This is a genomic window from Paraburkholderia sp. BL25I1N1, assembly GCF_003002025.1.
In the GTDB taxonomy this organism is placed as follows: domain Bacteria; phylum Pseudomonadota; class Gammaproteobacteria; order Burkholderiales; family Burkholderiaceae; genus Paraburkholderia.
The window spans coordinates 263,913-277,179 of record NZ_PVZB01000004.1; the positions used below are offsets into that span (position 1 = coordinate 263,913).

At 63.6% G+C, this 13,267-nt stretch carries 12 protein-coding genes; 6 read left to right on the forward strand and 6 right to left on the reverse strand.

Features of this window, described 5'->3' with window-relative positions; all coding sequences use genetic code 11:
* Window positions 1–135: 135 nt before the first annotated feature.
* Window positions 136–1,434: a lysophospholipid transporter LplT gene (gene lplT / locus B0G73_RS07940; protein WP_106279524.1), complete on the reverse strand. Its 1,299-nt coding sequence runs from the start codon at window positions 1,432–1,434 to the stop codon at window positions 136–138.
* Window positions 1,435–1,632: 198 nt separating this feature from the next.
* The gene (locus tag B0G73_RS07945; protein ID WP_106279526.1) at window positions 1,633–2,436 is read right to left on the reverse strand and encodes an inositol monophosphatase family protein; all 804 of its coding nucleotides are present in this window, start codon (window positions 2,434–2,436) and stop codon (window positions 1,633–1,635) included.
* Between the two features lie 407 nt (window positions 2,437–2,843).
* Here B0G73_RS07945 and B0G73_RS07950 point away from each other — a divergent pair, with 407 nt between their 5' ends.
* Both B0G73_RS07950 and cysE read left to right on the forward strand, forming a co-directional pair.
* Window positions 2,844–3,662 (forward strand): RNA methyltransferase, encoded by an 819-nt coding sequence (locus tag B0G73_RS07950; RefSeq protein ID WP_106279786.1) that lies wholly within the window; start codon window positions 2,844–2,846, stop codon window positions 3,660–3,662.
* A 208-nt stretch (window positions 3,663–3,870) separates the two neighbouring features.
* A complete protein-coding gene (gene cysE / locus B0G73_RS07955) occupies window positions 3,871–4,704 on the forward strand; it encodes a serine O-acetyltransferase (RefSeq protein ID WP_106279528.1) in 834 nt (277 codons plus the stop codon).
* 160 nt (window positions 4,705–4,864) lie between these two features.
* Here the strand turns inward: cysE and B0G73_RS07960 are convergent, their stop codons facing one another.
* The 4 genes from B0G73_RS07960 to B0G73_RS07975 form a co-directional block, all read right to left on the reverse strand.
* The gene (locus B0G73_RS07960; RefSeq protein ID WP_106279530.1) at window positions 4,865–5,662 is read right to left on the reverse strand and encodes a UDP-2,3-diacylglucosamine diphosphatase; all 798 of its coding nucleotides are present in this window, start codon (window positions 5,660–5,662) and stop codon (window positions 4,865–4,867) included.
* A gap of 46 nt (window positions 5,663–5,708) precedes the next feature.
* Window positions 5,709–6,203 carry a peptidylprolyl isomerase gene (locus tag B0G73_RS07965; protein ID WP_106279532.1) on the reverse strand — a complete coding sequence of 165 codons (495 nt, stop codon included), beginning with the start codon at window positions 6,201–6,203 and terminating at the stop codon, window positions 5,709–5,711.
* A 143-nt stretch (window positions 6,204–6,346) separates the two neighbouring features.
* Complete coding sequence (locus B0G73_RS07970) at window positions 6,347–6,928, reverse strand: peptidylprolyl isomerase (RefSeq protein WP_106279534.1); 582 nt, start codon at window positions 6,926–6,928, stop codon at window positions 6,347–6,349.
* 48 nt (window positions 6,929–6,976) lie between these two features.
* Window positions 6,977–7,741: a tetratricopeptide repeat protein gene (locus B0G73_RS07975; protein WP_106279536.1), complete on the reverse strand. Its 765-nt coding sequence runs from the start codon at window positions 7,739–7,741 to the stop codon at window positions 6,977–6,979.
* Window positions 7,742–7,980: 239 nt separating this feature from the next.
* On the opposite strand from B0G73_RS07975, the gene cysS reads away from it, so the two are divergent.
* The 4 genes from cysS (at window position 7,981) to tilS (ending at window position 13,058) form a co-directional block, all read left to right on the forward strand.
* Complete coding sequence (gene cysS, locus B0G73_RS07980; RefSeq protein ID WP_106279538.1) at window positions 7,981–9,378, forward strand: cysteine--tRNA ligase; 1,398 nt, start codon at window positions 7,981–7,983, stop codon at window positions 9,376–9,378.
* Between the two features lie 47 nt (window positions 9,379–9,425).
* Complete coding sequence (locus tag B0G73_RS07985) at window positions 9,426–10,475, forward strand: DNA-3-methyladenine glycosylase (RefSeq protein WP_106279540.1); 1,050 nt, start codon at window positions 9,426–9,428, stop codon at window positions 10,473–10,475.
* Between the two features lie 123 nt (window positions 10,476–10,598).
* On the forward strand, window positions 10,599–11,570 hold the full coding sequence (locus B0G73_RS07990; RefSeq protein WP_106279542.1) for an acetyl-CoA carboxylase carboxyltransferase subunit alpha: 972 nt from the start codon (window positions 10,599–10,601) through the stop codon (window positions 11,568–11,570).
* A gap of 48 nt (window positions 11,571–11,618) precedes the next feature.
* Window positions 11,619–13,058: a tRNA lysidine(34) synthetase TilS gene (tilS, locus tag B0G73_RS07995; protein WP_106279544.1), complete on the forward strand. Its 1,440-nt coding sequence runs from the start codon at window positions 11,619–11,621 to the stop codon at window positions 13,056–13,058.
* Window positions 13,059–13,267 lie beyond the last annotated feature (209 nt).

The window sequence follows — 13,267 nt, forward strand, 5'->3', positions numbered from 1 at the left end:
GGCGTGAGTTTAACCTGACGGGACGGCGGGCGGACCCTGGCCGGATGGCCAATCTGCGCTGCAAATCCGCATTCCGGCCAAACGCCGCGGCGAGCAGCCGACGCGAGCCGCACCGGCCTCAGCCGCATGAAGGCTTCATTCTTCCACCATCGCCCGTATATCCACCGTGCGTTCGTTCACCGCGCTGCGCCGCTTGGCCAGCCACATCATGAAGGTGATGAACGTGCCGAACACAACGATGATCCACTGCGCCGGCATCTTCGCCGTAAGCAGCAGCGCGTAGACGCCGAGCATCAGCAGCACCGCGAGGTTCTGGTTGAAATTCTGCACGGCGATCGAATGCCCCGCGGACAGCAGCGTCGCGCCGCGATGCTGAAGGATCGCGTTCATTGGCACGATGAAAAACCCTGACAGCGCGCCGAGCAGAATCATCAGCGGATAGGCGAGCAGAATGTAAAACGGCATGACGTACGTGCCGATGCGAATGCCTGAACCCGGCGGGAACAGATCCTTGTTGTAGAACGCCATGGCGATCGCCACCGCGCCGGTCAGAATGCCGACCGGCAACACGCGCAGCGACTTGCGCAACGGAATCAGCGCAGCGGCCGCCGCCGCGCCGACTGCGATGCCGAGACCCGTGACGCCCTGCATGACCGCCGCCTTCGAGAGCGACAGCCCGAGATTCACATTGGCCCATTTGAGCACCAGCAACTGCAGCGTGACCGCGCCGCCCCACATCAGGGTCGTCACCCACAGCGCGATCTGCGCGAGTTTGTCGGCCCACAGCACGTTGAAGCAATGATAGAAATCGCCGACCAGTTTCTTAGGTTCGCTCAGGCGGCTTTCATAACGCGCGCCAGTGTCGGGAATGAAGATGTTGATCGCGGCGGCGATCGCATAGGTCACCATCGTCGCGAACATGGCGAGATCGGCGGAGGAGCGGATCAGCGGCAGATGCGCATGCGCGACGAATTTGTCGGCGAAGGTGCTGATCAGCGCGCCGCCCACCATCGTGCCGACGATGGTCGACAGCACGGTGGCCGATTCGAGCCAAGCATTCGCCTTGACGAGTTTTTCCGCGGGCAGCAGTTCGGTGAGGATGCCGTACTTGGCCGGCGAATACGCGGCCGCGCCGAAGCCGACCACGCCGTAGGCAATCATCGGATGAACGCCCGCGATCATCATCAGGCAGCCGCTCGCCTTCAACGCGTTGGAGATGAACATGACGTGGCGCTTTTGCATCGAGTCGGCGAAAGCGCCGACGAACGGTGCAAGCAGCACGTACGAGACAGTGAAGAAAATCTGCAGCAGCGGCGTGACCCAGGCGGCCGAGCGAATCACGGAGAGCAGCGCGATGGCCGCGATCAACAGTGCATTGTCCGCCAGCGACGAAATAAACTGCGCCGCGATAATTGTGTAGAAGCCTTTTTTCATGAAGCGGATCGGAAGCTGCGCGAGACGGCGGGCGCAAGGCAGGGCGCAGCGAAAAACGCGCGAAACGCAGCCGGCAATGACCTGCGCCGGCGCGGCATTCCGCTTTGTAGCACGAACGCCCGCTGCATGCAGGCGCGCCAACGAAAAAGCGGCCGCAGCCGCTTTTTCATGTCCCGCCTGCCGGCGCCCTCGTAGGGATTACGCCGCTTGCTGGCGCGTGCGGCTGTAGCGCGACAGGATCGGGATCATCTGCGCGTAAACCTTCGCGTTGCCCGCGACGATTTCGCCGACGTGCAGGAAATCCGAATCGCCCGTGTAGTTGCCGACCAGGCCACCGGCTTCCGTGATCAGCAGGCTGCCGGCGGCGACGTCCCACGCATTCAGGCCTTGCTCGAAGAAGCCGTCCATGCGGCCGGCGGCGACGTTTGCCAGATCGAGCGCGGCGGCGCCCGGACGGCGCAGGCCGGCGCACGCTTCGGTCATTTCAGCGAACTGGCGGCCGTACGCTTCGAGGCCGTCCCTTTCGCGGAACGGGAAACCGGTGCCGATCAGGCCGTCGGCCAGACGGTCGCGCTTGGCCACGCGGATGCGGCGATCGTTGAGGAACGCGCCACGGCCGCGCGAGGCGGTGAACAGATCGTTGCGGGTCGGGTCGTAGACCACGGCCTGCGTCACGATGCCCTTGTGCGCGAGCGCGATCGACACGCAGTAGTACGGAAAACCGTGGATGAAATTGGTGGTGCCGTCGAGCGGATCGATGATCCACTGGTATTCGGATTCGTTATCCGACTTGCCGGATTCTTCGGCGAGGATGGCGTGATCGGGGTAGGCGGTCTTGAGCGTGTCGATGATCGCCGCTTCAGACGCTTTGTCGACCTCCGTGACGAAATCGTTGTGCTGTTTCTTGCTGACCTGAACGAGATCCAGATCGAGCGACGCGCGGGTGATGATCTGTGACGCGCGGCGCGCGGCCTTCACAGCGATATTGAGCATGGGATGCATGAGACTGGATCCTTGTGCCGGGGCAGCGCGGCTGCTGGCCGGAAAATAAGCGCTAACCTGCGCTAATTGGGCGCCCTCTAAGAGGCGCGGAAACAGCACGGAACGCTCGCCCGGTACAACCGGTGCGCATTCCGCCGACGGAGACGAATTGGATAAGAACGAGGCGTTCATGCAGTGCCAGACGGCAAAGCGGACGCGAATTCCGGCATTTTACCTGAGTCCGGACGCCGCGGCAGCGTTTGCGGGGCGGCGGTCGATTTGCCCGCGTTCTGCACGGCTCGGTCCGGCATTCGCGAGCGCTTCGCCGCAGACATCTGCATGCGCGTCTGCGTTCATACCTGTGTTCGTTTCAGACCGGCCGCGGCGTTGGCGCTACCATACGCGTCTTTAGCCAGCCGAATTTCATCGTGGACCATACCCACCATTCCTCCGATCCCGCCGTAGCCGAACTGCGCGGCGGCTTCACCTCGACGCGCTTCGTGCTGGTCGAGCCGAGCCATCCGGGCAACGTCGGCGCCGCGGCACGCGCGCTGAAAACCATGGGTTTCTCGCGGCTCGTGCTGGTGTCGCCGCGCGTGCCGCACGTGCAGAGCGATCCGGAAGCCATCGCCATGGCGAGCGGAGCCGACGACGTGCTGGCGTCCGCGCACGTCGTGCCGACCCTCGCCGACGCCCTGAGCGGCGTGCACTGGTCGATCGCGCTGACCGCGCGGCTGCGCGAATATGGGCCGCCGCAGTGGACGCCGCGTGCCGCCGCCGGTATCGCGCGTGAACAGGCGGTGCATGGCGAGATCGCGCTGGTGTTCGGCAACGAGCGCACGGGTTTGTCGAACGAGGACGTCGAGCGATGCAGCGCGCTGGCGCATATTCCCGCCAATCCTGCCTATAGCTCGCTCAACCTCGCGCAGGCCGTGCAGGTGTTGGCGTATGAACTGCGCACGATGTATCTGTCGGCCGACAGCGGCGCGGCCGTGCCTCAGGCGGCGGAGGAGGGCGAACCCGTCGGCGCGCGCGCCGCCAGCGACGAAATCGAGAGCATGTTCACGCATCTGGAAAGCGCGCTCGTCGCGCTCGATTTTCTCGATCCCGCCAATCCGAAGAAGCTGATGTCGCGCTTGCGCCGGCTGTTTGCGCGCTCGGGTCTCGAGCGCGAGGAAGTGAACATCGTGCGCGGCATCGCCAAACACATTCTGTTGAAGAGCAAGCCCAAGGACGACGCGTCCTGAAGGCCGCGTGTCATACCCGAACTGAATGCTTTCCCGTTAGCCGGCGACGACCCCGTCGGCAGCGTGGACTTCCGGCAGGTTTTCCGCAATCCCCCTACAATCCTCAAAACGTTCTAAGCAAAGCTGCCGCCGTGCTATGCGGCGAGCCACGCCGTCGTGCGCGCCAGCTCTCGCGTGCGGCTCTTTCTCCCACAACACAGTCCCTGCCATGTTCACGAGACTTCGCGAAGACATCGCCACGATCCGCGAGCGCGATCCCGCCGCCCGCAGCGCCTGGGAAGTCCTCACGTGTTATCCCGGCCTGCACGCGCTCGTGCTGCACCGGCTCGCGCATGCGTGCTGGCGAGCCAAACGCCGCTGGCTAGCGCGTTTCGTCTCGCAGATGGCGCGCTTCATGACCGGCATCGAAATTCATCCGGGCGCGACGCTCGGGCGGCGCGTGTTCATCGATCACGGCATGGGCGTGGTGATCGGCGAGACCGCGCAGATCGGCGACGACTGCACGATCTATCAGGGCGTTACGCTCGGCGGCACGTCGCTCACGCGCGGCGCGAAGCGGCACCCAACGCTCGAGCGCGGGGTGATCGTCGGCGCGGGCGCGAAGGTGCTCGGCGGTTTCACGATCGGTGCGGACGCGAAGATCGGATCGAACGCGGTGGTGACCAAGCCCGTGCCGGCACGTGGCACGGCGGTGGGTAACCCGGCGCGGATCATCGTGCCGGCGGCGGCCACTGTGGCTCCGGAAGCGGCTAATGCCGATGCCGGCGACGCCGCGCGCGAGGGCAAACGCTCCGCCGCAAGCAGCGGCTTCTGCGCATACGGCATCACGCCGAACGCCGACGATCCGGTGTCGCTGGCGATTCATGGGCTGATCGATCACGCGGCGACGCAAGCCAAGCGCATCGACGAAATCGTCGACGCGCTGGAGCGGCTGGGTACGAGTCTTGAAGGACTGCAAGGGGCCGATGCGGCGTTGCTCGATCTGAGGCGATTGTCGGCCGCGATTGCAGGGAAAGGGGAAGCGGTGGCGGCGGAGCGGTGAAGTTATTCGCGCGCGCCGCCGACGCTGGCGCTATTGGCCGGCTTCTAACAGCAACGCTGCATGCGGCGCAGAGCGAGAGTAGCCACTACGCTGGCACCCGAACTACCTTGCGCACGTGACCCGTCGGCGTCGGCACGGGTGCAATCAACTGCCACCACACTCAACCCAACGGCAACGCCCGAATCCCTTCAGCGTCGATACGCAAATACCCACCACGGCGCTCGCCGTGGTCGAGATCCCAATCCGGCAGGACCCAGCGCGTGCCGCCCGGCTCGCGATGTCGCGCCGGCCGATGCGTGTGCCCATGAATGAGGGTCGCTGTTTTCGACGACTTGAACAACGCGGCCACGGCCGCCGCCGTCACATCGTATTTCGGCGAAACCGGCCGCGCGCGGCCTTGCTCGCTTTTCGAGCGCATGTTTTCGGCGAGCTTCTGACGCCAGCGCAACGGCCACGCGAGAAACAGCATCTGCGCAAAACGGTTACGCGCAAAACGCCGGAACACTTGATAGCCACGATCGGCCGTGCATAAGCCGTCGCCATGCGCGAGCGCGATACGCGTGCCGAACGCGGTGATCACGAACGGATCGGGCAGCCAGATCGCGCCGGCCGCTTTCATGAAGCGCTTGCCCAGCAGAAAATCGCGGTTGCCATGCATGATGTAGAGCGCGATGCCGCGTTCCGACAACGTATGCAGCAGCGCCGCCATGCGCGCGACGAACGGCTCGGCGAGCATGTCGTCGCCGATCCAGTACTCGAACAGATCGCCGAGTATGAATACCGAATCGGCCTGCTCGGCCGTGAAGCGGATGAAATGCTCGAACGCGGCGACCGTATGCGGGATCGCCTCGCTCAGATGAATATCGGAGAGGAAAAAAAACGGGCGTGCGGCGTGCGGGCGTTTGCCCTCGCCAGGCACGCCCGCGGCGACGCTTCGCAGCGGCGTTTCTTGCAGCATTGAAGGTGCCTGATATCAGTTCGAACGAATCGATGCTCGCTACGACTTAGTCGACGATCACAGCCTTTTCGATCACCACGTCGTCCGCCGGCACGTCCTGATGGAAGCCCTTCGAACCCGTCTTGACCTTCTTGATTTTCTCGACGATGTCGAGGCCCTCGACCACCTTGCCGAACACGGCGTAACCCCAGCCTTGCGGCGTCGGCGACGAGTGGTTCAGGAAGTCGTTGTCGTTCACGTTGATGAAGAATTGCGCCGTGGCCGAGTGCGGGTCGTTCGTGCGCGCCATGGCGACCGAGCCGTTGACGTTCTTCAGACCGTTGTTCGCTTCATTCGGGATCGGCTCGCCCGTCGGCTTCTGCTTCATGCCGGGTTCGAAGCCGCCGCCCTGGATCATGAAGCCGTCGATCACGCGGTGGAACACCGTGTTGTCGTAGTGGCCGGCCTTCACGTAGTTGAGGAAGTTCTCAACCGACTTCGGCGCCTTTTCAGCGTCCAGTTCGAGTTTGATGACGCCGTGGTTCGTATGCAGTTCAACCATGATGGAATCCTTTGATGAACAGGGTGGGTAAAAGGCGCGGCGAGTCGTCATGAGTTGACGTTGAGCCGCGCCGGGGCGTGGATTGAGCGCTGACGCTTTTCTCATGCGCGCGCCTGACTGCGGCGCGCGTCCTGTTGCTGCAATTACTTGCCGACGACCGTGGCCGACTCGATCACGACCGGCTTTTGCGGCACGTCGCTCATCGGGCCGCGCGAGGTGGTGGGCGTGCCTTCGATCTTCTTCACGACGTCCATGCCGCCCGTGACTTTGCCGAACACCGCATAGCCGTTGCCGTCCGGATTCGGATAGTCGAGGCCGGCATTGTCCACCGTGTTGATGAAGAATTGCGCGGTGGCCGAATTCGGGTCGCTGGTGCGCGCCATGGCGAGCGTGCCCGTCATGTTCTTCAGACCGTTACGGCTTTCGAGCGGAATCGGCGCGCGCGTGGGCTTCTCCGCGAAGCTTTGCGTGTAACCGCCGCCCTGAATCATGAAACCACGAATCACGCGATGGAAAATCGTGCCGCTGTACTGGCCGGACTTCACATAGTCGAGGAAGTTGGCGACCGTCTTGGGCGCTTTCTCAGGATACAACTCGACGCGGATGTCGCCTTCCGATGTCTTGAAGAGGACGGACGGATGCGCGGCTTGCGAACCGGACTGGGCAAATGCGGGAGCGTTTGCGATCAGGGCGGCGCTGCCGAGCGCCAACATCAACCATTTCATGAAGATCCTCAGGGTTGGAAAAAACGTATTGCGCGAAACGTGATGGCTTTACTTCGACGGCGCCATGTAAGGCGGCATGGCGAGCGAGCCGTTCGCACCGCCGTACTGGAAGCTCGGCGTTTGCGTCATGTTCGAGGTGGCGCGGGCGGTGTAGTCGTCTTCGGTGCTAACGGCCTGTTTCGCCTTGGCCGCGGTCTTGACCGGCGAGATGACTTTCTGAATGTCCGCGAGCCGCTGCGTGGTGGTGGGGCTCACCTTGCCCAGGCTCTGCGCGTGGCGATAAGCCTCATTGGCCATGCGCAGATACAGGTCGCCGAGATTCTCGTAGGCGAGGCCGTAGCCCGGGTTGACCTTGGTCGCCGTTTCGAGCGCGACGCGCGCTTCAGCGTATTGACCATGCTTCGCGTAAAGCGCAGCGAGGTTGTTGTAGGGCTCGGGCAACTCAGGATAGGTCTGCGTGAGTTCGGTGAAGGCGACGATAGCTTCGTCGTCGCGATTCAGGTGGGCGAGCACCGTGCCGCGCTTGAACTTGGCTTGCGCGTCGCGCGGATTCGAGGCGATGCGCGCGTCGAGCTGGGTCAGCGAGGCGGCCCAGTTTTTCTGCGCGATCGATGCGTCGATTTCCGGCGTGTTGTCGCGCACGGCGGGGCCCTGCGGCAGCGTGGCGGTTTTCTGCGCAAAGGCGGCCGCGGCCGGCATGGCCGCAAGGGCGAGCGCCACGGTGACGCGCAAGGTGAAGGCCCGCGTGGCGCCACCGAAGGCCGTCGCGGCGAGGGTCGCAGCGCTGCGCGCGCGGCCGCTTGAAGGTTTCATAGGCTCAGGTCTGGATGTTATACTCCGACCCATTCTAACAAAAGGTCTGCGCGTTCCGTCGAACCGCAAACTGTCTTTTCGCCACTCGTGGTCGTCTCCGCCTTGATCGCAGCCTGACCGCCGCACCAGGTGCACCGGTTTTGCTGTATGCGACGCGCCCGCCGTCCGCTTCTCGACTGGCGGGGTGCGCCGCGCATGAAACACATTGCGGATTTCTTTCGGCCCACGCACCGTTCTCTATGGAATCACTGCGCATCTACAACACGCTCGCGCGTGACAAGCAAACTTTCGTGCCGCTGCAAGAAGGCGTCGTGCGAATGTACGTCTGCGGGATGACCGTGTACGACTATTGTCACGTCGGTCATGCGCGGGTGATGGTCGTGTTCGACATCGTGCAGCGCTGGTTGCGCACGCTCGGCTACGACGTGACCTACGTGCGCAATATCACGGATATTGATGACAAGATCATCCGGCGCGCAGTGGAGAACGGCGAGACCATCAAGGCGCTGACCGATCGCTTCATCAACGCATTGCACGAAGACGCGGACGCACTCGGCATCCAGCGGCCCGACATCGAACCGCGCGCCACGGATTTCATTCCGCAGATGCTCGGCATGATCGAGCAGCTCGAAGCGAACGGCTACGCCTATCAGGCAAGCGACGGCGACGTGAACTATGCGGTGCGCAAGTTCGCGAACTACGGCAAGCTGTCGGGCAAGTCGCTCGAAGATCTGCGCGCGGGCGAGCGCGTCGCGGCGAACGACGCGAAGCAGGACCCGCTCGACTTCGTCTTGTGGAAGCAGGCCAAGCCGGAAGAGCCGGCGGATACAGGCTGGGATTCGAAGTATGGGCGCGGCCGTCCCGGCTGGCATATCGAATGCTCGGCAATGGGCTGCACATTGCTCGGCGAACATTTCGACATTCACGGCGGCGGGCAAGACCTGCAGTTTCCGCACCATGAAAACGAAATAGCGCAAAGTGAAGCCGCTACCGGTCAAACCTTCGTCAATTTCTGGATGCACAACGGCTACGTACAGATCGACAATGAGAAGATGTCGAAGTCGTTGAACAACTTCTTTACGATCCGCGAAGTATTGGCGCAGTACGATGCCGAGGTCGTGCGTTTCTTTATCGCACGCGCGCATTACCGCTCGCCGTTGAATTACAGCGACGTGCATATCGACGACGCCCGCAACGCTCTCGCGCGTTTGTACACCGCGCTGAAAGACGTCACGCCGGACGCCGCCGAGCTCGACTGGAATGAGGCGCATGCGCTTCGTTTCCAGGCAGCAATGAATGACGACTTCAACACACCGGTTGCAGTGTCGGTGTTGTTCGAGTTGGCAACAGAAGTGAATCGCACGCGCGACCCCGCGCTGGCCCGTCAATTGCGCTCGCTGGGCGCGGTGATCGGACTGCTCGGCCGCGAGCCGCGTGCATACCTGCAGCAGGCAGCGGGGGCTGCAGCTGAGGGCGCGCTCGAGCCCGCCGCGATCGAAGCGAAGATCGCGGCGCGCGTGGCCGCCAAACAGGCGAAGGACTATGCGGCAGCAGACCGGATCCGGGCCGAATTGCTCGAGGCCGGCGTTGCACTTGAAGACAAACCCGGCGGGTTGACCGAGTGGCGGCGCGTGTGAGCGCACCTCGACTTACCCTTTGATCGACTCGCCAGGCAGGAGGCAGGATGGCAACGGCCACGAAGACGCCGGCTAAACGAGCCGCGTCTCAAACAAACGCGGCAGCCGCGGCAAAGTCGACACGCAGGTCGGCTCGCACGGGCAGCGGCGTGGTAAGGAAAGCATCGTCGAAAGCCGCCGGGGTGGTGGCCAAGACCGCAGCGGGCGCAGCGAAAAAGACCACCGTGCAGCGCGCGCTCAACGGCGCGTCGGCGCACGCGCCTGTCGCGAAGCGCGCGAAGCCGCAGCGTGCGAAGAGCAACGGCGCCTTGTCGGCGGAACTGGCCGGTGACGTGCAGGAACTCGCCCGCATCAAGGTCGAGGGGCACGAAGGCGAAGTGGTGCGCAAGACGCGCGCGTCCGCAACCGCGGGCGGCGAAGCGGCGAGCGCGAGCGAAGCCGCGGTGCCGGTGCATATCGCTGGCCTCACGCCTGAAGTCACGCGTCCGGCCTATTGGGACAAGGCGTGTGCCGACCTCGTCAAGCGCGATCGCATTCTGAAAAAACTGATTCCGAAATTCGGCCCGGTGCATTTGCTGAGTCGTGGCGATCCGTTCGTCACGCTCGCGCGTTCGGTGGTCGGGCAGCAGATTTCGGTCGCGTCCGCGCAGGCCGCCTGGGCGAAGGTCGAGGCCGCGTGTCCCAAGCTCGTGCCGCAGCAGTTCATCAAGCTCGGTCTGGAAAAGCTGACCACGTGCGGGCTGTCCAGGCGCAAAGCCGAATACGTGCTCGATCTCGCGCAGCATTTCGTTTCGGGCGCGCTGCACGTCGGCAAATGGACGTCGATGGAAGACGAGGCCGTGATCGCCGAACTCACGCAGATTCGCGGCATCGGTCGCTGGACCGCGGAGATGTTCCTGATCTTCAACCTGTCACGCCCCGACGTCCTGCCGCTCGACGACCTGGGCCTGATTCGTGCGATCAGCGTCAACTACTTCAGTGGCGAACCGGTCACACGCAGCGAAGCGCGCGAGGTTGCCGCCAACTGGGAGCCGTGGCGCACCGTCGCCACCTGGTATATGTGGCGTAGTCTTGACCCGTTGCCGGTCGACTACTGAAAAAGAAGAAACGGGACTATTTCAAAGCTATCAAAGGTTAAAGATCGATAGTTGCGAGATGGTTTTGACATCGGCCCGCGCGGTTAGAATACGCGCTGCCGGTAAGTCCAAGGATTACAAACAATGAAGACCACGTTTCTGGATTTCGAACAGCCGATCGCTGAACTCGAAGCGAAGATCGAAGAATTGCGCTTCGTGCAGGACGATTCGGCCGTCGATATTTCGGAAGAGATCGAGCGGCTGTCCAAGAAGAGTCAACAGCTCACCAAAGATCTGTACGCGAACCTCACGCCGTGGCAGGTTTCGCAAATCGCCCGTCATCCGCAACGCCCGTACACGTTCGACTACGTGAGCGAGCTGTTCACCGACTTCCACGAATTGCACGGCGACCGCAACTATGCGGACGACCTGTCGATCGTCGGCGGCCTCGCGCGTTTCAACGGCCAGGCGTGCATGGTGATCGGCCATCAGAAGGGCCGCGATACCAAGGAGCGCGCGCTGCGCAACTTCGGCATGCCGCGTCCGGAAGGCTATCGCAAGGCCGAACGTCTGCTGCGTCTCGCCGAAAAATTCGGCTTGCCGATTTTCACGTTCATCGACACGCCGGGCGCGTATCCGGGCATCGGCGCGGAAGAGCGCGGGCAGTCGGAAGCGATCGGCCGCAATCTTTACGTCATGGCCGAGCTGAAGACGCCGCTGATCGCGACGATCATCGGCGAGGGCGGTTCGGGCGGCGCGCTTGCCATCGCGGTTGGCGACAGCGTGCTGATGCTGCAATTCTCGACCTATTCGGTGATCTCGCCGGAAGGCTGCGCGTCCATTCTGTGGAAGAGCGCCGCGAAAGCGCCGGAAGCCGCGGAAGCGCTCGGCCTGACCGCGCATCGTCTGAAGGCGCTCGGCCTGATCGACAAGATCGTCAACGAGCCGCTGGGCGGCGCGCATCGCGATCCGAAAGGCATGGCCGCCATGCTGCGCCGTGCGCTCGCCGATTCGCTGCGCCAGTTCCAGGGCATGAGCATCAACGACCTGCGTCAACGCCGTTTCGAACGGCTGATGTCGTACGGCAAATTCAAGGAAACGACGCCGGGTGCCTAAGCCCGCGCGCGTTTTCTTTCGTCCTTCAGCGCTTCATGCGCTAGCGACGTGACCTCCACCGCCGAAACGCCCGCCGACCGCCTCGTTCTCGAGGCGGTCGGCTTTTCTTTGTCTGCGCTTCCCGCTAGCGCGCGTATTGCGATTGCCTTCAGTGGCGGGGTGGATTCGAGTGTGCTGCTCGACGCTGCGGTGCGTGTCGCGGGCGCGTCGCGTTGCATTGCGCTGCATGTGCATCACGGGCTAAGCGCTCACGCCGATGCATGGCTCGCGCACTGCGAGGCGTTTGCGCTGGAGCGTGGCGTCGAGTTCGCGGCAGAGCGCGTCGAGGTGTCGCGTGATGCGGGCGTGAGCGTCGAAGCCGCCGCACGCGATGCGCGTTATCGCGCGCTGGACGAGATGTGCGCGTCGCATGGTGTAGCCACGCTGTGGCTCGCGCAGCATGCGGACGATCAGGCTGAGACCGTGTTGTTGCAATTGCTGCGCGGCGCCGGTCTCGCCGGTCTTGCCGCGATGGCGCCCGAGTATTTGCCGGTGAATGCGTCGGCAACGCGCGTGCGGCCTTTGCTTCACCTGCTGCGCGCACAGCTCGAGCAATACGCGGGCGAGCGCGCGTTGCGTTGGATCGACGATGAATCGAACGCCGATACACGCTACGCCCGCAATGCGTTGCGCCACGAAGTGACGCCGGCGCTGGCCGTGCACTTTCCGGGCTTTCGCGACGCGCTTGCGCGCACGGCGGCGCATGCGGCGTCGGCGCAGCGTTTGCTCGATACGCTTGCGCGCATCGATATGGAAGAAGCGTCACGCGACGAAGGGCGCGCGCTATCCCACGATGCATTGCTCGCGCTTGACGACGACCGCGCGCTCAATCTTCTGCGTTACTGGATGCGCACGTTGGGCTTCGTCGCCGCATCGAGTGCGCGTCTCGGCGATGCGCTGCGTCAGTTGCGTGAGATCGGCGCGGCGGGCGAGGGCCATGGTCTGCGCATCGATCACGCGGGACATGCGTTGCGCAGCTATCGCGGCGTGATCTATTGGGAGGCGGGAGACAGTAGCGAGCCCGCCGACGAAACCGCGCTCGCCGCGCGCGCGGTCAGCGAACTCGCGTGGCAGGGCGAGTCGATCTGGCGGTTGCCGCAATGGCGCGGCACTTTCGTATTCGCCCACGCCGACGCTGCGGTTGGTGACGCCGACGCGACGATTCCCGTGAGCGTTTTGCGGCGTGCGGCGTTGAGCGCGCGTCCCCGCAGCGGCGGCGAACGCATGCGCACGAGCGACGCGCCCGGCGCACCGAGCCGCACGTTGAAGAATCTGTTCCAGGAGCGCGGCATTCCCGCATGGAAGCGCGATGTGCCGCTGCTTTACATCGGCGATGAACTGCTGTTCGTGCCCGGGCTCGGGATCAATCGCGCGACGTTGCCGCAGCCGATCGACGAGGCCGAATCGCGCGTCAGGATCGTCTGGCGCGAGGATTTGCTGATCGCCTGACCGGCCGGTCGGCACCTCGATAGTCCGTGCGGCGAATCCGGAAATAGGGCGCAAATCCGCATGAAACAGGCCTTTGCAGCGCGTATTCAGCGCGATCCGATGGCCTTTCCGGCTTGTCTTTTTTCGCTCGATCGGGTACGTTAACTTGTTTGCCCGACCCGATTTCGCCTTCGCTTTTGTTGAATTAGTCGGTTTGCGATCGTGATCCG

Excerpts from the sequence above, each read along its gene's own strand:
- lplT (WP_106279524.1), bottom strand. The coding sequence starts at position 1,434 with ATGAAAAAAGGCTTCTACACAATTATCGCGGCGCAGTTTATTTCGTCG.
- B0G73_RS07945 (WP_106279526.1), bottom strand. The coding sequence starts at position 2,436 with ATGCATCCCATGCTCAATATCGCTGTGAAGGCCGCGCGCCGCGCGTCA.
- cysE (WP_106279528.1), top strand. The coding sequence starts at position 3,871 with ATGTTCACGAGACTTCGCGAAGACATCGCCACGATCCGCGAGCGCGAT.
- B0G73_RS07960 (WP_106279530.1), bottom strand. The coding sequence starts at position 5,662 with ATGCTGCAAGAAACGCCGCTGCGAAGCGTCGCCGCGGGCGTGCCTGGC.
- B0G73_RS07965 (WP_106279532.1), bottom strand. The coding sequence starts at position 6,203 with ATGGTTGAACTGCATACGAACCACGGCGTCATCAAACTCGAACTGGAC.
- B0G73_RS07970 (WP_106279534.1), bottom strand. The coding sequence starts at position 6,928 with ATGAAATGGTTGATGTTGGCGCTCGGCAGCGCCGCCCTGATCGCAAAC.
- B0G73_RS07975 (WP_106279536.1), bottom strand. The coding sequence starts at position 7,741 with ATGAAACCTTCAAGCGGCCGCGCGCGCAGCGCTGCGACCCTCGCCGCG.
- cysS (WP_106279538.1), top strand. The coding sequence starts at position 7,981 with ATGGAATCACTGCGCATCTACAACACGCTCGCGCGTGACAAGCAAACT.
- B0G73_RS07985 (WP_106279540.1), top strand. The coding sequence starts at position 9,426 with ATGGCAACGGCCACGAAGACGCCGGCTAAACGAGCCGCGTCTCAAACA.
- B0G73_RS07990 (WP_106279542.1), top strand. The coding sequence starts at position 10,599 with ATGAAGACCACGTTTCTGGATTTCGAACAGCCGATCGCTGAACTCGAA.